The sequence below is a fragment of the Salmonella sp. NW722 genome (genome assembly GCF_051702785.1).
Classification (GTDB): Bacteria; Pseudomonadota; Gammaproteobacteria; order Enterobacterales; family Enterobacteriaceae; genus Salmonella; species Salmonella enterica.
Map to the genome: position 1 here is coordinate 1 of NZ_JAMMIN010000016.1, position 16,063 is coordinate 16,063.

Consider the following 16,063-nt stretch of genomic DNA (forward strand, 5'->3'; position numbering starts at 1 on the left):
GAACTGCCGGAAGGCGTAGAGATGGTAATGCCGGGCGACAACATCAAAATGGTTGTTACCCTGATCCACCCGATCGCGATGGACGACGGTCTGCGTTTCGCAATCCGTGAAGGCGGCCGTACCGTTGGCGCGGGCGTTGTTGCTAAAGTTCTGGGCTAATTACTCGTTAATTAGTTTTGAATTGAAGAGGGCGCTTCGGCGCCCTTTTTGTTGCCTGCTATTTAGCCGCTGTTATATTTATTTGCCTTTTTTAACGCTTCTCCCGTGGCGTAAATCGCTTTGTGCTATTGTAATCATAACCATTCTCATTTACACTTTGTGCGGAAATTGAACGGGAGCGATCATGTACGTTTGTTTGTGTAATGGTATAAGCGATAAAAAAATCCGCCAGGCTGTACGACAATTTCATCCACAGTCATTTCAACAGTTGCGTAAATTTATTCCTGTGGGAAATCAATGTGGTAAGTGTATTCGCGCCGCGCGAGAAGTGATGCAGGATGAGTTAACGCAAATGCCGGAATTTAAAGAGATCGCCTGAGTCACACTCTTTTTTTTGACATCCCTGTAGCCCCATCTACGCTCTAGAGAGTGGAAGCGGAGGGACTATAAAATGAAAGGTGATGTTAAAATCATAAATTATCTCAATAAACTATTGGGAAATGAGCTTGTCGCAATTAATCAGTATTTTCTTCATGCCCGTATGTTCAAAAACTGGGGGCTGACCCGGCTTAATGATGTTGAGTACCATGAATCCATTGATGAGATGAAACATGCCGATAAGTATATTGAGCGTATTTTATTTCTGGAAGGCATACCGAACCTACAGGATCTGGGTAAGCTGGGCATCGGTGAAGATGTCGAAGAGATGCTACGATCGGATCTCCGGCTCGAACTGGAAGGCGCAAAAGATCTACGTGAGGCAATAGCCTATGCCGATAGCGTTCATGATTATGTCAGCCGGGATATGATGATTGAAATTCTTGCCGACGAGGAAGGCCACATCGACTGGCTGGAAACTGAGCTGGATTTGATTGCCAAACTTGGTATGCAAAATTATCTGCAATCACAAATTAAGGTTACCGATTAACCGTCTGGAAAGAAAACTTTCCAACCTGTTATGAAACCCGCCACCGCCAGCCATGGCCCAAAAGGTAGCGGGTTTATTAATGCCGATTTACCTCTCACCAGTAGCGCGACGCCAAACCCGCCACAGGCCAACATGGCGGCAAGGAAAACCAGTAACGGCAGTGTTTCCCAACAATGCCACGCCCCTAAGGCAGCAAGGTACTTGACGTCGCCATATCCAAGCCCCTCTTTCTGATAACGCAGGCGATAGCCCCAGTAAATTAACGCGAATCCGCCATAGCCGGCGATAGCACCCCAAAGCGCATCCGGTAAACGCTCCGGCAGGCAAATCTGGTGATAAAGCAGACCCCCCCACAGTAATGGACAGGTAAACCGGTCAGGCAACAGACCGGTACGCGCGTCGTATATGCCAAGTAATAAAGAGAACGACGCATAAAAAATGAGAAAGGGGAGGGCAACAAACATAAGCAAATCCTCGTCAAGGCTTGTGCTCACCTTTATAGATTTATGCGACAGCGACAACGACGTATTGCCAGGTTTGCCTGATGCCTTCCAAAGAAAAGATACGCGTTGCCATCCCATGCGTACCATCTGGAATCATGCTCGCATAAGAATAAAGCGCTTAATTTCTATCCGACACTTGCGTCAGGCTGAGATTTACGTATAATGCGCGGGCTTGTCGTAATTGACGGCAGGTTCGATTTGAACCTCGAATAGCCGATTTGGCTATTTAACAATGCTCCCAATCGGGGAGCTACGTAAGAACGGTTACACTCTCCCATCAATCGTAATGGGTGTGAGGAGTAATCATTTTCGTTTATAAAATAATTGGAGCTCTGGTCTCATGCAGAACCAAAGAATCCGTATCCGCCTGAAAGCGTTTGATCATCGTCTGATCGATCAATCAACCGCGGAAATCGTCGAGACTGCCAAGCGCACTGGTGCGCAGGTTCGCGGTCCGATCCCGCTGCCGACCCGCAAAGAGCGCTTTACCGTTCTGATCTCTCCGCACGTTAACAAAGATGCGCGCGATCAGTACGAAATTCGCACTCACAAGCGTCTGGTTGACATCGTTGAGCCAACCGAGAAAACCGTTGATGCTCTGATGCGTCTGGACCTGGCTGCCGGTGTAGACGTGCAGATCAGCCTGGGTTAATCAGGTCATCGAGCGATTGAGAGGTTGATACAATGATTGGTTTAGTCGGTAAAAAAGTGGGTATGACCCGCATCTTCACTGAAGATGGCGTCTCTATCCCAGTAACCGTAATCGAAGTTGAAGCAAACCGTGTTACTCAGGTTAAAGACCTGGCTAACGATGGCTACCGCGCTGTTCAGGTTACTACGGGTGCTAAAAAAGCTAACCGTGTCACCAAGCCGGAAGCGGGTCACTTTGCTAAAGCTGGCGTAGAAGCTGGCCGTGGTCTGTGGGAATTCCGTCTGGCTGAAGGCGAAGAATACACCGTAGGTCAGAGCATCAGCGTTGAACTGTTTGCTGACGTTAAAAAAGTTGACGTAACCGGTACCTCTAAAGGTAAAGGTTTCGCTGGTACCGTTAAGCGCTGGAACTTCCGTACCCAGGACGCTACTCACGGTAACTCCTTGTCTCACCGCGTTCCGGGTTCTATCGGTCAGAACCAGACTCCGGGCAAAGTGTTCAAAGGCAAGAAAATGGCAGGTCAGATGGGTAATGAGCGCGTAACCGTTCAGAGCCTTGACGTAGTACGCGTTGACGCTGAGCGCAACCTGCTGCTGGTTAAGGGTGGTGTTCCGGGTGCAACCGGTTGCGACCTGATCGTTAAACCAGCTGTGAAGGCGTAAGGGGATAGCAATGGAATTAGTATTGAAAGACGCGCAGAGCGCGCTGACTGTTTCCGAAACTACCTTCGGTCGTGATTTCAACGAAGCGCTGGTTCACCAGGTTGTTGTTGCTTATGCAGCTGGTGCTCGTCAGGGTACTCGTGCTCAGAAGACTCGTGCTGAAGTAACTGGTTCCGGTAAAAAACCGTGGCGCCAGAAAGGCACTGGCCGTGCGCGTTCAGGTTCTATCAAGAGCCCGATCTGGCGTTCCGGTGGCGTGACCTTCGCTGCTCGTCCGCAGGACCACAGTCAAAAAGTTAACAAGAAGATGTACCGCGGCGCGCTGAAAAGCATCCTGTCCGAACTGGTACGTCAGGATCGTCTGATCGTTGTCGAGAAGTTCTCTGTAGAAGCGCCGAAAACTAAGCTGCTGGCACAGAAACTGAAAGACATGGCTCTGGAAGATGTGCTGATCATCACCGGTGAGCTGGACGAGAACCTGTTCCTGGCCGCACGTAACCTGCACAAGGTTGACGTACGCGATGCGACTGGTATCGACCCGGTTAGCCTGATCGCCTTCGACAAAGTCGTAATGACTGCTGATGCTGTTAAGCAAGTTGAGGAGATGCTGGCATGATTCGTGAAGAACGTCTGCTGAAGGTGCTGCGCGCACCGCACGTTTCTGAAAAAGCGTCTACTGCGATGGAAAAAACTAACACCATCGTTCTCAAAGTTGCTAAAGACGCGACCAAAGCAGAAATCAAAGCTGCTGTGCAGAAACTGTTTGAAGTCGAAGTCGAAGTCGTTAACACCCTGGTTGTTAAAGGGAAAGTTAAACGTCACGGACAGCGTATCGGTCGTCGTAGCGACTGGAAAAAAGCTTACGTCACCCTGAAAGAAGGCCAGAATCTGGACTTCGTCGGCGGCGCTGAGTAAGTCGGAGGAGTAATACAATGGCAGTTGTTAAATGTAAACCGACATCTCCGGGTCGTCGCCACGTCGTTAAAGTGGTCAACCCAGAGCTGCACAAGGGCAAACCTTTTGCTCCGCTGGTTGAAAAAAACAGCAAATCCGGTGGTCGTAACAACAATGGCCGTATCACCACTCGTCATATCGGTGGTGGTCACAAACAGGCTTATCGTATTGTTGACTTCAAACGCAACAAAGACGGTATCCCGGCAGTTGTTGAACGTCTTGAGTACGATCCGAACCGTTCCGCGAACATCGCGCTGGTTCTGTACAAAGACGGCGAACGCCGTTACATCCTGGCCCCGAAAGGCCTGAAAGCTGGCGACCAGATTCAGTCTGGCGTTGATGCTGCAATCAAAGCAGGCAACACCCTGCCGATGCGCAATATCCCGGTTGGTTCTACCGTTCATAACGTAGAAATGAAACCAGGTAAAGGCGGTCAGCTGGCGCGTTCCGCTGGTACTTACGTTCAGATCGTTGCTCGCGATGGCGCTTATGTCACCCTGCGTCTGCGTTCTGGTGAAATGCGTAAAGTCGAAGCAGACTGCCGTGCAACCCTGGGCGAAGTTGGCAATGCTGAGCATATGCTGCGCGTTCTGGGTAAAGCAGGTGCTGCACGCTGGCGTGGCGTTCGTCCTACCGTTCGCGGTACTGCGATGAACCCAGTAGACCACCCACATGGTGGTGGTGAAGGTCGTAACTTTGGTAAGCACCCGGTAACTCCGTGGGGCGTTCAGACCAAAGGTAAGAAGACCCGCAGCAACAAGCGTACTGATAAATTCATCGTACGTCGCCGTAGCAAATAATTTTAGAGGATAAGCCATGCCACGTTCTCTCAAGAAAGGTCCTTTTATTGACCTGCACTTGCTGAAGAAGGTAGAGAAAGCGGTGGAAAGCGGAGACAAGAAGCCCCTGCGCACCTGGTCCCGTCGTTCAACGATCTTTCCTAACATGATCGGTTTGACCATCGCTGTCCATAATGGTCGTCAGCACGTTCCGGTATTTGTTTCCGACGAAATGGTCGGTCACAAACTGGGTGAATTCGCACCGACTCGTACTTATCGCGGCCACGCTGCTGATAAAAAAGCGAAGAAGAAATAAGGTAGGAGGAAGAGATGGAAACTATCGCTAAACATCGCCATGCTCGTTCTTCTGCTCAGAAGGTTCGCCTTGTTGCTGACCTGATTCGCGGTAAGAAAGTGTCGCAGGCTCTGGATATTCTGACCTACACCAACAAGAAAGCGGCTGTACTGGTCAAGAAAGTTCTGGAATCTGCCATTGCTAACGCTGAACACAACGATGGCGCTGACATTGACGATCTGAAAGTTACGAAAATTTTCGTAGACGAAGGCCCGAGCATGAAGCGCATTATGCCGCGTGCAAAAGGTCGTGCAGATCGCATCCTGAAGCGCACCAGCCACATCACTGTGGTTGTGTCCGATCGCTGAGACTCTGGAGACTAGCAATGGGTCAGAAAGTACATCCTAATGGTATTCGCCTGGGTATTGTAAAACCATGGAACTCTACCTGGTTTGCGAACACCAAAGAATTCGCTGACAACCTGGACAGCGATTTTAAAGTACGTCAGTACCTGACGAAGGAACTGGCTAAAGCGTCTGTATCTCGTATCGTTATCGAGCGTCCGGCTAAGAGCATCCGTGTGACTATTCACACCGCTCGCCCGGGTATCGTTATCGGTAAAAAAGGTGAAGACGTAGAAAAACTGCGTAAGGTCGTAGCGGATATCGCTGGCGTTCCTGCACAGATCAACATCGCCGAAGTTCGTAAACCTGAACTGGACGCTAAACTGGTTGCTGACAGCATCACTTCTCAGCTGGAACGTCGCGTTATGTTCCGTCGTGCGATGAAGCGTGCTGTACAGAACGCCATGCGTCTGGGCGCTAAAGGTATCAAAGTTGAAGTTAGCGGCCGTCTGGGCGGCGCGGAAATCGCACGTACCGAATGGTACCGCGAAGGTCGCGTACCGCTGCACACTCTGCGTGCTGACATCGACTACAACACCTCTGAAGCGCACACCACTTATGGTGTAATCGGCGTTAAAGTGTGGATCTTCAAAGGCGAGATCCTGGGTGGTATGGCTGCTGTTGAACAACCGGAAAAACCGGCTGCTCAACCGAAAAAGCAGCAGCGTAAAGGCCGTAAATAAGGAGCGTCGCTGATGTTACAACCAAAGCGTACAAAATTCCGTAAAATGCACAAAGGCCGCAACCGTGGTCTGGCTGCAGGCGCGGATGTTAGCTTCGGCAGCTTCGGCCTGAAAGCTGTTGGCCGTGGTCGTCTGACTGCCCGTCAGATCGAAGCAGCACGTCGTGCTATGACCCGTGCAGTTAAGCGTCAAGGTAAGATCTGGATCCGTGTATTCCCGGACAAACCGATCACTGAAAAGCCGCTGGCAGTGCGTATGGGTAAAGGTAAAGGTAACGTGGAGTATTGGGTTGCCTTGATTCAGCCGGGTAAAGTCCTGTATGAAATGGACGGCGTACCGGAAGAGCTGGCCCGTGAAGCATTCAAGCTGGCAGCAGCGAAACTGCCGATTAAAACCACCTTTGTAACTAAGACGGTGATGTAATGAAAGCAAAAGAGCTGCGTGAGAAGAGCGTTGAAGAGCTGAACACCGAGCTACTGAACCTGCTGCGTGAGCAGTTCAACCTGCGTATGCAGGCTGCAAGTGGCCAGCTGCAACAGTCTCACCTGTTGAAGCAAGTGCGTCGTGATGTCGCACGCGTTAAGACTTTACTGACTGAGAAGGCGGGTGCGTAATGACCGATAAAATCCGTACTCTGCAAGGTCGCGTGGTTAGCGACAAAATGGAGAAATCCATTGTTGTTGCTATCGAACGTTTTGTGAAACACCCGATCTACGGTAAATTCATCAAGCGTACGACCAAAATGCACGTACATGACGAGAACAACGAATGCGGTATCGGCGACGTGGTTGAAATCCGCGAATGCCGTCCGCTGTCCAAGACCAAATCCTGGACTCTGGTTCGCGTTGTAGAGAAAGCGGTTCTGTAATACAGTACGCATTCTCAACGAATAAACGGCTCAGCGATGGGCCGTTTATTTTTTCTACCCATATCTGATTTGCGGTGTTATAATGCCGCGCCCTCGATATGGGGTTTTTTTAACGACCTGATTTTCGGGTCTCAGTAGTAGTTGACATTAGCGGAGCACTAAAATGATCCAAGAACAGACTATGCTGAACGTCGCCGACAACTCCGGTGCACGTCGCGTAATGTGTATCAAGGTTCTGGGTGGCTCGCACCGTCGCTACGCAGGCGTAGGCGACATCATTAAGATCACCATCAAAGAAGCGATTCCGCGTGGTAAGGTCAAAAAAGGTGATGTGCTGAAGGCGGTAGTGGTGCGCACCAAGAAGGGTGTTCGTCGCCCGGACGGTTCTGTCATTCGCTTCGATGGTAATGCATGCGTTATTTTAAACAATAACAGCGAGCAGCCTATCGGTACGCGTATTTTTGGGCCGGTAACTCGTGAACTTCGTAACGAGAAGTTCATGAAAATTATCTCTCTGGCACCAGAAGTACTCTAAGGAGCGAATCATGGCAGCGAAAATCCGTCGTGATGACGAAGTTATCGTGTTAACCGGTAAAGATAAAGGTAAACGCGGTAAAGTTAAGAATGTCCTGTCTTCCGGCAAGGTCATTGTTGAAGGTATCAACCTGGTTAAGAAACACCAGAAGCCGGTTCCGGCTCTGAACCAACCGGGCGGCATCGTTGAAAAAGAAGCTGCAATTCAGGTTTCTAACGTTGCAATCTTCAATGCGGCAACCGGCAAGGCTGACCGTGTAGGCTTTAGATTCGAAGACGGCAAAAAAGTCCGTTTCTTCAAGTCTAACAGCGAAACTATCAAGTAATTTGGAGTAGTACGATGGCGAAACTGCATGATTACTACAAAGACGAAGTAGTTAACAAACTCATGACTGAGTTTAACTACAATTCTGTCATGCAAGTCCCTCGGGTCGAGAAGATCACCCTGAACATGGGTGTTGGTGAAGCGATCGCTGACAAGAAACTGCTGGATAACGCAGCAGCAGACCTGACAGCAATCTCCGGTCAAAAACCGTTGATCACCAAAGCACGCAAATCTGTTGCAGGCTTCAAAATCCGTCAGGGCTATCCGATCGGCTGTAAAGTAACTCTGCGTGGCGAACGCATGTGGGAGTTCTTTGAGCGCCTGATCACTATTGCTGTTCCTCGTATCCGTGACTTCCGTGGCTTGTCCGCTAAGTCATTCGACGGTCGTGGTAATTACAGCATGGGTGTCCGTGAGCAGATCATCTTCCCAGAAATCGACTACGATAAAGTCGACCGCGTTCGTGGTTTGGATATTACCATTACCACTACTGCGAAATCTGACGAAGAAGGCCGTGCTCTGCTGGCTGCCTTTGACTTCCCGTTCCGCAAGTAAGGTAGGGTTACTAAATGGCTAAGCAATCAATGAAAGCACGCGAAGTAAAACGCGTAGCTTTAGCTGATAAATACTTCGCGAAACGCGCTGAACTGAAAGCGATCATCTCTGATGTGAACGCAACCGACGAAGATCGTTGGAATGCGGTTCTTAAGCTGCAGACTCTGCCGCGTGATTCCAGCCCGTCACGTCAGCGTAACCGCTGCCGTCAAACTGGTCGTCCGCACGCTTTCCTGCGGAAGTTCGGGTTGAGCCGTATTAAGGTCCGTGAAGCCGCTATGCGCGGTGAAATTCCGGGTCTGAAAAAGGCTAGCTGGTAATTGTCACCAATTGAATCACGGGAGTAAAGACAGATGAGCATGCAAGATCCGATCGCGGATATGCTGACCCGTATCCGTAACGGTCAGGCCGCGAACAAAGCTGCGGTCACCATGCCTTCCTCCAAGCTGAAAGTGGCAATTGCCAACGTGCTGAAGGAAGAAGGTTTTATTGAAGATTTTAAAGTTGAAGGCGACACCAAGCCGGAACTGGAACTGACTCTTAAGTATTTCCAGGGTAAAGCTGTTGTAGAAAGCATTCAGCGTGTCAGCCGCCCAGGTCTGCGCATCTACAAACGTAAAGATGAGCTGCCGAAAGTTATGGCCGGTCTGGGTATCGCAGTTGTTTCTACCTCTAAAGGTGTTATGACTGATCGTGCAGCGCGCCAGGCTGGTCTTGGTGGCGAAATTATCTGCTACGTAGCCTAATCGGAGGAAAAAATGTCTCGTGTTGCTAAAGCACCGGTCGTTGTTCCTGCCGGCGTTGATGTCAAAATCAACGGTCAGGTTATTACGATCAAAGGTAAAAACGGCGAGCTGACTCGTACTCTCAACGATGCTGTTGAAGTTAAACATGCAGATAATGCACTGACCTTCGGTCCGCGTGATGGTTACGCAGATGGTTGGGCACAGGCTGGTACCGCGCGTGCCCTGCTGAACTCAATGGTTATCGGTGTTACCGAAGGCTTCACTAAGAAGCTGCAGCTGGTTGGTGTAGGTTATCGTGCAGCGGTTAAAGGGAATGTAGTAAACCTGTCTTTAGGTTTCTCTCACCCGGTTGACCATCAGCTGCCGGCAGGTATCACTGCTGAATGTCCGACTCAAACTGAAATCGTGCTGAAAGGCGCTGATAAGCAGGTGATCGGCCAGGTTGCAGCAGATCTGCGCGCCTACCGTCGTCCTGAGCCTTACAAAGGCAAGGGTGTTCGTTACGCCGACGAAGTCGTGCGTACCAAAGAGGCTAAGAAGAAGTAAGGTAACACTATGGATAAGAAATCTGCTCGTATCCGTCGTGCGACCCGCGCACGCCGCAAGCTCAAAGAGCTGGGCGCAACTCGCCTGGTGGTACATCGTACCCCGCGTCATATTTACGCACAGGTAATTGCACCGAACGGTTCTGAAGTTCTGGTAGCTGCTTCTACTGTAGAAAAAGCTATCGCTGAACAACTGAAGTACACCGGTAACAAAGACGCGGCTGCAGCTGTGGGTAAAGCTGTCGCTGAACGCGCTCTGGAAAAAGGCATCAAAGATGTGTCCTTTGACCGTTCCGGGTTCCAATATCATGGTCGTGTCCAGGCACTGGCAGATGCTGCCCGTGAAGCTGGCCTTCAGTTCTAAGGTAGAGGTGTAAGATGGCTCACATCGAAAAACAAGCTGGCGAACTGCAGGAAAAGCTGATCGCGGTAAACCGCGTATCTAAAACCGTTAAAGGTGGTCGTATTTTCTCCTTCACAGCTCTGACTGTAGTAGGCGATGGTAACGGTCGCGTAGGTTTTGGTTACGGTAAAGCGCGTGAAGTTCCAGCAGCGATCCAGAAAGCGATGGAAAAAGCCCGTCGCAATATGATTAACGTCGCGCTGAACAACGGCACCCTGCAGCACCCGGTTAAAGGTGTTCACACGGGGTCTCGTGTATTCATGCAGCCAGCTTCCGAAGGTACCGGTATCATCGCCGGTGGTGCAATGCGCGCCGTTCTGGAAGTTGCTGGGGTTCATAACGTTCTGGCTAAAGCATACGGTTCCACCAACCCGATCAACGTGGTTCGTGCAACTATTGATGGCCTGGAAAATATGAATTCTCCAGAAATGGTCGCTGCCAAGCGTGGTAAATCCGTTGAAGAAATTCTGGGGAAATAAACCATGGCAAAGACTATTAAAATTACTCAAACCCGCAGTGCAATCGGTCGTCTGCCGAAACACAAGGCAACGCTGCTTGGCCTGGGTCTGCGTCGTATTGGCCACACCGTAGAGCGCGAGGATACTCCTGCTGTTCGTGGTATGGTCAACGCGGTTTCCTTCATGGTTAAAGTTGAGGAGTAAGAGATGCGTTTAAATACTCTGTCTCCGGCCGAAGGCTCCAAAAAGGCGGGTAAACGCCTGGGTCGTGGTATCGGTTCTGGCCTCGGTAAAACCGGTGGTCGTGGTCACAAAGGTCAGAAGTCTCGTTCTGGCGGTGGCGTACGTCGCGGTTTCGAGGGTGGTCAGATGCCTCTGTACCGTCGTCTGCCGAAATTCGGCTTCACTTCTCGCAAAGCAGCGATTACAGCCGAAGTTCGTCTGTCTGACCTGGCGAAAGTAGAAGGCGGCGTTGTAGACCTGAACACGCTGAAAGCGGCAAACATTATCGGTATCCAGATCGAGTTCGCGAAAGTGATCCTGGCTGGCGAAGTCACTACTCCGGTAACTGTTCGTGGCCTGCGTGTTACTAAAGGCGCTCGTGCTGCTATCGAAGCTGCTGGCGGTAAAATCGAGGAATAAGTAGCAGATGGCTAAACAACCGGGATTAGATTTTCAAAGTGCCAAAGGTGGCTTAGGTGAGCTGAAACGCAGACTGCTGTTTGTTATCGGCGCGCTGATTGTGTTCCGTATTGGCTCTTTTATTCCGATCCCTGGTATTGATGCCGCTGTACTTGCCAAACTGCTTGAGCAACAGCGAGGCACCATCATTGAAATGTTTAACATGTTCTCTGGTGGTGCTCTCAGCCGTGCTTCTATCTTTGCCCTGGGGATCATGCCGTATATTTCGGCGTCGATCATTATCCAGCTGTTGACGGTGGTTCATCCAACGCTCGCAGAAATTAAGAAAGAAGGGGAGTCTGGTCGTCGTAAGATCAGCCAGTACACCCGTTACGGTACTCTGGTGCTGGCGATATTCCAGTCGATCGGTATTGCTACCGGTTTGCCGAATATGCCTGGTATGCAGGGCCTGGTGATGAATCCAGGCTTTGCATTCTATTTCACCGCTGTTGTAAGTCTGGTTACAGGGACGATGTTCCTGATGTGGCTCGGCGAACAGATTACTGAGCGCGGTATCGGTAACGGTATCTCAATCATCATCTTCGCTGGTATCGTTGCGGGACTCCCGCCAGCCATTGCCCATACTATCGAGCAAGCGCGTCAAGGCGACCTGCACTTCCTCGTGTTGCTGTTGGTTGCAGTATTAGTATTTGCAGTGACGTTCTTTGTAGTATTCGTTGAACGTGGTCAACGCCGTATTGTGGTAAACTACGCCAAACGTCAGCAAGGTCGTCGTGTCTATGCTGCACAGAGCACACATTTACCGCTGAAAGTGAATATGGCGGGGGTAATCCCGGCAATCTTCGCTTCCAGTATTATTCTGTTCCCGGCGACCATCGCGTCATGGTTCGGGGGCGGTACTGGTTGGAACTGGCTGACAACAATTTCGCTGTATTTGCAGCCTGGGCAACCGCTTTATGTGTTACTCTATGCGTCTGCAATCATCTTCTTCTGTTTCTTCTACACGGCGTTGGTTTTCAACCCGCGTGAAACAGCAGATAACCTGAAGAAGTCCGGTGCATTTGTACCAGGAATTCGTCCGGGAGAGCAAACGGCGAAGTATATCGATAAAGTAATGACCCGCCTGACCCTGGTTGGTGCGCTGTATATTACCTTTATCTGCCTGATCCCGGAGTTCATGCGTGATGCAATGAAAGTGCCGTTCTACTTCGGTGGGACCTCACTGCTTATCGTTGTTGTCGTGATTATGGACTTTATGGCTCAAGTGCAAACTCTGATGATGTCCAGTCAGTATGAGTCTGCATTGAAGAAGGCGAACCTGAAAGGCTACGGCCGTTAATTGGTCGCCTGAGAAGTTACGGAGAGTAAAAATGAAAGTTCGTGCTTCCGTCAAGAAATTATGCCGTAACTGCAAAATCGTTAAGCGTGATGGTGTCATCCGTGTGATTTGCAGTGCCGAGCCGAAGCATAAACAGCGCCAAGGCTGATTTTTTCGCATATTTTTCTTGCAAAGTTGGGTTGAGCTGGCTAGATTAGCCAGCCAATCTTTTGTATGTCTGTACGTTTCCATTTGAGTATCCTGAAAACGGGCTTTTCAGCATGGTACGTACATATTAAATAGTAGGAGTGCATAGTGGCCCGTATAGCAGGCATTAACATTCCTGATCAGAAACACGCCGTGATCGCGTTAACTTCGATCTACGGTGTCGGCAAGACCCGTTCTAAAGCCATCCTGGCTGCAGCGGGTATCGCTGAAAATGTTAAGATCAGTGAGCTGTCTGAAGAACAAATCGACACGCTGCGTGACGAAGTTGCCAAATTTGTCGTTGAAGGTGATCTGCGCCGTGAAATCAGCATGAGCATCAAGCGCCTGATGGATCTTGGTTGCTATCGCGGTTTGCGTCATCGTCGTGGTCTCCCGGTTCGCGGTCAGCGTACCAAGACCAACGCTCGTACCCGTAAGGGTCCGCGCAAACCGATCAAGAAATAATCGGGGTGATTGAATAATGGCAAAGGCACCAGTTCGCGCACGTAAACGTGTAAGAAAACAAGTCTCTGACGGCGTGGCTCATATCCATGCTTCTTTCAACAACACCATCGTGACTATTACCGATCGTCAGGGTAATGCGCTGGGTTGGGCAACAGCCGGTGGTTCCGGTTTCCGTGGTTCTCGCAAATCCACTCCGTTTGCAGCTCAGGTTGCAGCAGAGCGTTGCGCTGACGCCGTGAAAGAATACGGTATCAAGAATCTGGAAGTTATGGTTAAAGGTCCGGGTCCAGGCCGCGAATCTACTATTCGTGCTCTGAACGCCGCTGGTTTCCGCATCACTAATATTACTGATGTGACTCCGATCCCTCATAACGGTTGTCGTCCGCCGAAAAAACGTCGCGTATAACGCTTCGTTTTCCAGGTTAGTTGGAGAAAGAAAATGGCAAGATATTTGGGTCCTAAGCTCAAGCTGAGCCGTCGTGAGGGCACCGACTTATTCCTTAAGTCTGGCGTTCGCGCGATCGATACCAAGTGTAAAATTGAACAAGCTCCTGGCCAGCACGGTGCGCGTAAGCCGCGTCTGTCTGACTATGGTGTGCAGTTGCGTGAAAAGCAAAAAGTTCGCCGCATTTACGGTGTGCTGGAGCGTCAGTTCCGTAACTACTACAAAGAAGCAGCACGTCTGAAAGGCAACACCGGTGAAAACCTGTTGGCTCTGCTGGAAGGTCGTCTGGACAACGTTGTATACCGTATGGGCTTCGGCGCCACTCGTGCAGAAGCACGTCAGCTGGTTAGCCATAAAGCAATTATGGTAAACGGTCGTGTTGTTAACATCGCTTCTTATCAGGTTAGTCCGAATGACGTTGTTAGCATTCGTGAGAAAGCGAAGAAGCAGTCTCGCGTGAAAGCCGCTCTGGAGCTGGCTGAGCAGCGTGAAAAGCCAACCTGGCTGGAAGTTGATGCTGGCAAGATGGAAGGTACGTACAAGCGTAAGCCTGAGCGTTCTGATCTGTCTGCGGACATTAACGAACACCTGATCGTCGAGCTTTACTCCAAGTAAAGCTTAGTACCAAAGAGAGGACACAATGCAGGGTTCTGTGACAGAGTTTCTAAAACCGCGCCTGGTAGATATCGAGCAAGTGAGTTCGACGCACGCCAAGGTGACCCTTGAGCCTTTAGAGCGTGGCTTCGGCCATACTCTGGGTAACGCACTGCGCCGTATTCTGCTCTCATCGATGCCGGGTTGCGCGGTGACCGAGGTTGAGATTGATGGTGTACTACATGAGTACAGCACCAAAGAAGGCGTTCAGGAAGACATCCTGGAAATCCTGCTCAACCTGAAAGGGCTGGCGGTGAGAGTTCAGGGTAAAGATGAAGTTATTCTTACCTTGAATAAATCTGGCATTGGCCCTGTGACTGCAGCCGATATCACCCATGATGGGGATGTCGAAATCGTCAAGCCGCAGCACGTGATCTGCCACCTGACCGATGAAAACGCGTCTATTAGTATGCGTATCAAAGTTCAGCGCGGTCGTGGTTATGTGCCGGCTTCTACCCGAATTCATTCGGAAGAAGATGAGCGCCCAATCGGCCGTCTGCTGGTCGACGCCTGCTACAGCCCTGTAGAGCGTATTGCCTACAATGTTGAAGCAGCGCGTGTAGAACAGCGTACCGACCTGGACAAGCTGGTCATCGAAATGGAAACCAACGGCACAATCGATCCTGAAGAGGCGATTCGTCGTGCGGCAACCATCCTGGCTGAACAACTGGAAGCTTTCGTTGATTTACGTGATGTACGTCAACCGGAAGTGAAAGAAGAGAAACCAGAATTCGATCCGATCCTGCTGCGCCCTGTTGACGATCTGGAATTGACTGTCCGCTCTGCTAACTGCCTCAAGGCAGAAGCTATCCACTATATCGGTGATCTGGTACAGCGTACCGAGGTTGAGCTTCTTAAGACGCCTAACCTGGGTAAAAAATCTCTTACCGAGATTAAAGACGTGCTGGCTTCCCGTGGACTGTCTCTGGGTATGCGCCTGGAAAACTGGCCACCGGCAAGCATCGCTGACGAGTAACCGGATCACAGGTTAAGGTTTTACTGAGAAGGATAAGGTCATGCGCCATCGTAAGAGTGGTCGTCAACTGAACCGCAACAGCAGCCATCGCCAGGCTATGTTCCGCAACATGGCAGGTTCACTGGTTCGTCATGAAATCATCAAGACGACCCTGCCTAAAGCGAAAGAGCTGCGTCGCGTAGTTGAGCCGCTGATTACTCTTGCCAAGACTGATAGCGTTGCTAATCGTCGTCTGGCATTCGCCCGTACTCGTGATAACGAGATCGTGGCAAAACTGTTTAACGAGCTGGGCCCGCGTTTCGCGAGCCGCGCCGGTGGTTACACTCGCATTCTGAAGTGTGGCTTCCGTGCAGGCGACAACGCGCCGATGGCATACATCGAGCTGGTTGATCGTTCAGAGAAAACAGAAGCTGCTGCAGAGTAATCTGTAGTAACGTAAAAAAACCCGCTTCGGCGGGTTTTTTTATATCCTCCTGAACCCCACATATCTACAATAATTGTATTCTTTTCGTTCAATCCCTGGAGCGACGTATGTGGTTACTTGACCAGTGGGCAGAGCGTCATATTATCGAGGCACAGCGTAAAGGCGAGTTTGATAATTTGCCTGGCCGTGGCGAGCCGCTTATTCTGGATGATGATTCTCATGTGCCGGCGGAACTTCGTGCGGGTTATCGCTTACTCAAGAATGCGGGCTGTCTTCCCCCTGAACTGGAGCAGCGCAGAGACGCTATTCAGTTACTTGATATCCTCAACAGTATCCGGGAAGATGACCCTCGATACCATCAGGTTAGTCGCCAGCTCTCCCTGCTTGAACTAAAACTTCGGCAGGCTGGGTTGAGTACCGACTTTTTACACGGTGAGTATGCAGAAAAACTGCTGCATAAAATCAACGATAATTAACGG

General features: G+C 50.4%; 32 protein-coding genes and 1 pseudogene. 32 read left to right on the forward strand and 1 reads right to left on the reverse strand.

What is annotated here, in order from left to right; genetic code table 11:
• The 3 genes and pseudogenes from tuf to bfr form a co-directional block, all read left to right on the forward strand.
• Positions 1-159: pseudogene (gene tuf / locus NA330_RS22710) on the forward strand (elongation factor Tu); the annotation flags it as partial.
• Positions 160-343: 184 nt separating this feature from the next.
• Positions 344-538: a bacterioferritin-associated ferredoxin gene (gene bfd, locus NA330_RS22715; RefSeq protein ID WP_000289082.1), complete on the forward strand. Its 195-nt coding sequence runs from the start codon at positions 344-346 to the stop codon at positions 536-538.
• A gap of 72 nt (positions 539-610) precedes the next feature.
• Positions 611-1,087, forward strand: coding sequence for a bacterioferritin (gene bfr / locus NA330_RS22720; protein WP_000675530.1), 477 nt, complete (start codon positions 611-613; stop codon positions 1,085-1,087).
• Here bfr and hopD read toward each other — a convergent pair.
• Positions 1,084-1,551 carry a prepilin peptidase gene (gene hopD, locus NA330_RS22725; protein WP_000495848.1) on the reverse strand — a complete coding sequence of 156 codons (468 nt, stop codon included), beginning with the start codon at positions 1,549-1,551 and terminating at the stop codon, positions 1,084-1,086. The genes bfr and hopD overlap by 4 nt on opposite strands.
• A 379-nt stretch (positions 1,552-1,930) precedes the next feature.
• Between hopD and rpsJ the strand changes: the two genes are divergently transcribed.
• The 29 genes from rpsJ (at position 1,931) to NA330_RS22870 (ending at position 16,060) form a co-directional block, all read left to right on the forward strand.
• On the forward strand, positions 1,931-2,242 hold the full coding sequence (gene rpsJ, locus NA330_RS22730; RefSeq protein WP_001181005.1) for a 30S ribosomal protein S10: 312 nt from the start codon (positions 1,931-1,933) through the stop codon (positions 2,240-2,242).
• A 32-nt stretch (positions 2,243-2,274) separates the two neighbouring features.
• Positions 2,275-2,904, forward strand: a complete 630-nt coding sequence (gene rplC, locus NA330_RS22735; RefSeq protein ID WP_000579838.1) for a 50S ribosomal protein L3 — start codon at positions 2,275-2,277, stop codon at positions 2,902-2,904.
• 10 nt (positions 2,905-2,914) lie between these two features.
• Positions 2,915-3,520, forward strand: coding sequence for a 50S ribosomal protein L4 (rplD, locus tag NA330_RS22740; RefSeq protein ID WP_000424395.1), 606 nt, complete (start codon positions 2,915-2,917; stop codon positions 3,518-3,520).
• A complete protein-coding gene (gene rplW, locus NA330_RS22745; RefSeq protein ID WP_000617546.1) occupies positions 3,517-3,819 on the forward strand; it encodes a 50S ribosomal protein L23 in 303 nt (100 codons plus the stop codon). The genes rplD and rplW overlap by 4 nt, the downstream gene beginning before the upstream one ends.
• A gap of 17 nt (positions 3,820-3,836) precedes the next feature.
• Entirely contained in the window at positions 3,837-4,658 is an 822-nt protein-coding gene (gene rplB, locus NA330_RS22750) for a 50S ribosomal protein L2 (RefSeq protein ID WP_000301869.1), read from the forward strand.
• Positions 4,659-4,674: 16 nt separating this feature from the next.
• Complete coding sequence (rpsS, locus tag NA330_RS22755; protein WP_001138115.1) at positions 4,675-4,953, forward strand: 30S ribosomal protein S19; 279 nt, start codon at positions 4,675-4,677, stop codon at positions 4,951-4,953.
• A 14-nt stretch (positions 4,954-4,967) separates the two neighbouring features.
• The gene (gene rplV / locus NA330_RS22760; RefSeq protein ID WP_000447529.1) at positions 4,968-5,300 is read left to right on the forward strand and encodes a 50S ribosomal protein L22; all 333 of its coding nucleotides are present in this window, start codon (positions 4,968-4,970) and stop codon (positions 5,298-5,300) included.
• Between the two features lie 17 nt (positions 5,301-5,317).
• Positions 5,318-6,019 carry a 30S ribosomal protein S3 gene (rpsC, locus tag NA330_RS22765; protein ID WP_000529945.1) on the forward strand — a complete coding sequence of 234 codons (702 nt, stop codon included), beginning with the start codon at positions 5,318-5,320 and terminating at the stop codon, positions 6,017-6,019.
• 12 nt (positions 6,020-6,031) lie between these two features.
• Positions 6,032-6,442, forward strand: coding sequence for a 50S ribosomal protein L16 (rplP, locus tag NA330_RS22770; RefSeq protein WP_000941208.1), 411 nt, complete (start codon positions 6,032-6,034; stop codon positions 6,440-6,442).
• A complete protein-coding gene (rpmC, locus tag NA330_RS22775; protein ID WP_000644742.1) occupies positions 6,442-6,633 on the forward strand; it encodes a 50S ribosomal protein L29 in 192 nt (63 codons plus the stop codon). Before rplP ends, rpmC begins: the two co-directional genes overlap by 1 nt.
• Entirely contained in the window at positions 6,633-6,887 is a 255-nt protein-coding gene (rpsQ, locus tag NA330_RS22780; protein ID WP_000130101.1) for a 30S ribosomal protein S17, read from the forward strand. Before rpmC ends, rpsQ begins: the two co-directional genes overlap by 1 nt.
• A gap of 163 nt (positions 6,888-7,050) precedes the next feature.
• Positions 7,051-7,422 (forward strand): 50S ribosomal protein L14, encoded by a 372-nt coding sequence (gene rplN, locus NA330_RS22785; protein WP_000613954.1) that lies wholly within the window; start codon positions 7,051-7,053, stop codon positions 7,420-7,422.
• Between the two features lie 10 nt (positions 7,423-7,432).
• On the forward strand, positions 7,433-7,747 hold the full coding sequence (gene rplX / locus NA330_RS22790) for a 50S ribosomal protein L24 (RefSeq protein WP_000729185.1): 315 nt from the start codon (positions 7,433-7,435) through the stop codon (positions 7,745-7,747).
• A 14-nt stretch (positions 7,748-7,761) separates the two neighbouring features.
• Positions 7,762-8,301, forward strand: coding sequence for a 50S ribosomal protein L5 (gene rplE, locus NA330_RS22795; protein ID WP_001096206.1), 540 nt, complete (start codon positions 7,762-7,764; stop codon positions 8,299-8,301).
• A gap of 14 nt (positions 8,302-8,315) precedes the next feature.
• Positions 8,316-8,621, forward strand: coding sequence for a 30S ribosomal protein S14 (gene rpsN / locus NA330_RS22800; protein ID WP_001118932.1), 306 nt, complete (start codon positions 8,316-8,318; stop codon positions 8,619-8,621).
• A gap of 33 nt (positions 8,622-8,654) precedes the next feature.
• Complete coding sequence (gene rpsH / locus NA330_RS22805; protein WP_000062611.1) at positions 8,655-9,047, forward strand: 30S ribosomal protein S8; 393 nt, start codon at positions 8,655-8,657, stop codon at positions 9,045-9,047.
• A gap of 12 nt (positions 9,048-9,059) precedes the next feature.
• The gene (gene rplF / locus NA330_RS22810) at positions 9,060-9,593 is read left to right on the forward strand and encodes a 50S ribosomal protein L6 (RefSeq protein WP_000091939.1); all 534 of its coding nucleotides are present in this window, start codon (positions 9,060-9,062) and stop codon (positions 9,591-9,593) included.
• Between the two features lie 9 nt (positions 9,594-9,602).
• Entirely contained in the window at positions 9,603-9,956 is a 354-nt protein-coding gene (gene rplR, locus NA330_RS22815) for a 50S ribosomal protein L18 (RefSeq protein WP_000358956.1), read from the forward strand.
• Positions 9,957-9,970: 14 nt separating this feature from the next.
• Positions 9,971-10,474: a 30S ribosomal protein S5 gene (gene rpsE, locus NA330_RS22820; protein ID WP_000940121.1), complete on the forward strand. Its 504-nt coding sequence runs from the start codon at positions 9,971-9,973 to the stop codon at positions 10,472-10,474.
• A gap of 3 nt (positions 10,475-10,477) precedes the next feature.
• Positions 10,478-10,657, forward strand: coding sequence for a 50S ribosomal protein L30 (rpmD, locus tag NA330_RS22825; RefSeq protein WP_001140434.1), 180 nt, complete (start codon positions 10,478-10,480; stop codon positions 10,655-10,657).
• Between the two features lie 3 nt (positions 10,658-10,660).
• Entirely contained in the window at positions 10,661-11,095 is a 435-nt protein-coding gene (rplO, locus tag NA330_RS22830) for a 50S ribosomal protein L15 (RefSeq protein WP_001238917.1), read from the forward strand.
• A gap of 7 nt (positions 11,096-11,102) precedes the next feature.
• Positions 11,103-12,434: a preprotein translocase subunit SecY gene (gene secY, locus NA330_RS22835; protein WP_001118864.1), complete on the forward strand. Its 1,332-nt coding sequence runs from the start codon at positions 11,103-11,105 to the stop codon at positions 12,432-12,434.
• 31 nt (positions 12,435-12,465) lie between these two features.
• Complete coding sequence (rpmJ, locus tag NA330_RS22840) at positions 12,466-12,582, forward strand: 50S ribosomal protein L36 (RefSeq protein ID WP_000868187.1); 117 nt, start codon at positions 12,466-12,468, stop codon at positions 12,580-12,582.
• 146 nt (positions 12,583-12,728) lie between these two features.
• Positions 12,729-13,085 (forward strand): 30S ribosomal protein S13, encoded by a 357-nt coding sequence (gene rpsM, locus NA330_RS22845; protein WP_000090780.1) that lies wholly within the window; start codon positions 12,729-12,731, stop codon positions 13,083-13,085.
• A 16-nt stretch (positions 13,086-13,101) separates the two neighbouring features.
• The gene (rpsK, locus tag NA330_RS22850) at positions 13,102-13,491 is read left to right on the forward strand and encodes a 30S ribosomal protein S11 (RefSeq protein WP_001029758.1); all 390 of its coding nucleotides are present in this window, start codon (positions 13,102-13,104) and stop codon (positions 13,489-13,491) included.
• A gap of 33 nt (positions 13,492-13,524) precedes the next feature.
• On the forward strand, positions 13,525-14,145 hold the full coding sequence (gene rpsD, locus NA330_RS22855) for a 30S ribosomal protein S4 (protein ID WP_000135226.1): 621 nt from the start codon (positions 13,525-13,527) through the stop codon (positions 14,143-14,145).
• 25 nt (positions 14,146-14,170) lie between these two features.
• Entirely contained in the window at positions 14,171-15,160 is a 990-nt protein-coding gene (locus tag NA330_RS22860) for a DNA-directed RNA polymerase subunit alpha (RefSeq protein WP_001162094.1), read from the forward strand.
• Positions 15,161-15,200: 40 nt separating this feature from the next.
• The gene (gene rplQ / locus NA330_RS22865; RefSeq protein WP_001216370.1) at positions 15,201-15,584 is read left to right on the forward strand and encodes a 50S ribosomal protein L17; all 384 of its coding nucleotides are present in this window, start codon (positions 15,201-15,203) and stop codon (positions 15,582-15,584) included.
• 107 nt (positions 15,585-15,691) lie between these two features.
• A complete protein-coding gene (locus NA330_RS22870; protein ID WP_000266515.1) occupies positions 15,692-16,060 on the forward strand; it encodes a DUF1992 domain-containing protein in 369 nt (122 codons plus the stop codon).
• Positions 16,061-16,063 lie beyond the last annotated feature (3 nt).

Coding starts and splice junctions, on each gene's coding strand:
- rpsQ (WP_000130101.1), top strand. CDS start 6,633: ATGACCGATAAAATCCGTACTCTGCAAGGTCGCGTGGTTAGCGACAAA.
- rplN (WP_000613954.1), top strand. CDS start 7,051: ATGATCCAAGAACAGACTATGCTGAACGTCGCCGACAACTCCGGTGCA.
- rplD (WP_000424395.1), top strand. CDS start 2,915: ATGGAATTAGTATTGAAAGACGCGCAGAGCGCGCTGACTGTTTCCGAA.
- rplV (WP_000447529.1), top strand. CDS start 4,968: ATGGAAACTATCGCTAAACATCGCCATGCTCGTTCTTCTGCTCAGAAG.
- rplE (WP_001096206.1), top strand. CDS start 7,762: ATGGCGAAACTGCATGATTACTACAAAGACGAAGTAGTTAACAAACTC.
- rpsK (WP_001029758.1), top strand. CDS start 13,102: ATGGCAAAGGCACCAGTTCGCGCACGTAAACGTGTAAGAAAACAAGTC.
- rplR (WP_000358956.1), top strand. CDS start 9,603: ATGGATAAGAAATCTGCTCGTATCCGTCGTGCGACCCGCGCACGCCGC.
- secY (WP_001118864.1), top strand. CDS start 11,103: ATGGCTAAACAACCGGGATTAGATTTTCAAAGTGCCAAAGGTGGCTTA.
- rpmJ (WP_000868187.1), top strand. CDS start 12,466: ATGAAAGTTCGTGCTTCCGTCAAGAAATTATGCCGTAACTGCAAAATC.
- rplP (WP_000941208.1), top strand. CDS start 6,032: ATGTTACAACCAAAGCGTACAAAATTCCGTAAAATGCACAAAGGCCGC.
- rplB (WP_000301869.1), top strand. CDS start 3,837: ATGGCAGTTGTTAAATGTAAACCGACATCTCCGGGTCGTCGCCACGTC.
- rpmD (WP_001140434.1), top strand. CDS start 10,478: ATGGCAAAGACTATTAAAATTACTCAAACCCGCAGTGCAATCGGTCGT.
- NA330_RS22870 (WP_000266515.1), top strand. CDS start 15,692: ATGTGGTTACTTGACCAGTGGGCAGAGCGTCATATTATCGAGGCACAG.
- rplX (WP_000729185.1), top strand. CDS start 7,433: ATGGCAGCGAAAATCCGTCGTGATGACGAAGTTATCGTGTTAACCGGT.
- rpsJ (WP_001181005.1), top strand. CDS start 1,931: ATGCAGAACCAAAGAATCCGTATCCGCCTGAAAGCGTTTGATCATCGT.
- rpsE (WP_000940121.1), top strand. CDS start 9,971: ATGGCTCACATCGAAAAACAAGCTGGCGAACTGCAGGAAAAGCTGATC.
- rplF (WP_000091939.1), top strand. CDS start 9,060: ATGTCTCGTGTTGCTAAAGCACCGGTCGTTGTTCCTGCCGGCGTTGAT.
- rpmC (WP_000644742.1), top strand. CDS start 6,442: ATGAAAGCAAAAGAGCTGCGTGAGAAGAGCGTTGAAGAGCTGAACACC.
- rplW (WP_000617546.1), top strand. CDS start 3,517: ATGATTCGTGAAGAACGTCTGCTGAAGGTGCTGCGCGCACCGCACGTT.
- rpsN (WP_001118932.1), top strand. CDS start 8,316: ATGGCTAAGCAATCAATGAAAGCACGCGAAGTAAAACGCGTAGCTTTA.
- rplQ (WP_001216370.1), top strand. CDS start 15,201: ATGCGCCATCGTAAGAGTGGTCGTCAACTGAACCGCAACAGCAGCCAT.
- hopD (WP_000495848.1), bottom strand. CDS start 1,551: ATGTTTGTTGCCCTCCCCTTTCTCATTTTTTATGCGTCGTTCTCTTTA.
- bfr (WP_000675530.1), top strand. CDS start 611: ATGAAAGGTGATGTTAAAATCATAAATTATCTCAATAAACTATTGGGA.
- bfd (WP_000289082.1), top strand. CDS start 344: ATGTACGTTTGTTTGTGTAATGGTATAAGCGATAAAAAAATCCGCCAG.
- rpsD (WP_000135226.1), top strand. CDS start 13,525: ATGGCAAGATATTTGGGTCCTAAGCTCAAGCTGAGCCGTCGTGAGGGC.
- rplO (WP_001238917.1), top strand. CDS start 10,661: ATGCGTTTAAATACTCTGTCTCCGGCCGAAGGCTCCAAAAAGGCGGGT.
- rpsS (WP_001138115.1), top strand. CDS start 4,675: ATGCCACGTTCTCTCAAGAAAGGTCCTTTTATTGACCTGCACTTGCTG.
- rpsC (WP_000529945.1), top strand. CDS start 5,318: ATGGGTCAGAAAGTACATCCTAATGGTATTCGCCTGGGTATTGTAAAA.
- rpsH (WP_000062611.1), top strand. CDS start 8,655: ATGAGCATGCAAGATCCGATCGCGGATATGCTGACCCGTATCCGTAAC.
- NA330_RS22860 (WP_001162094.1), top strand. CDS start 14,171: ATGCAGGGTTCTGTGACAGAGTTTCTAAAACCGCGCCTGGTAGATATC.
- rplC (WP_000579838.1), top strand. CDS start 2,275: ATGATTGGTTTAGTCGGTAAAAAAGTGGGTATGACCCGCATCTTCACT.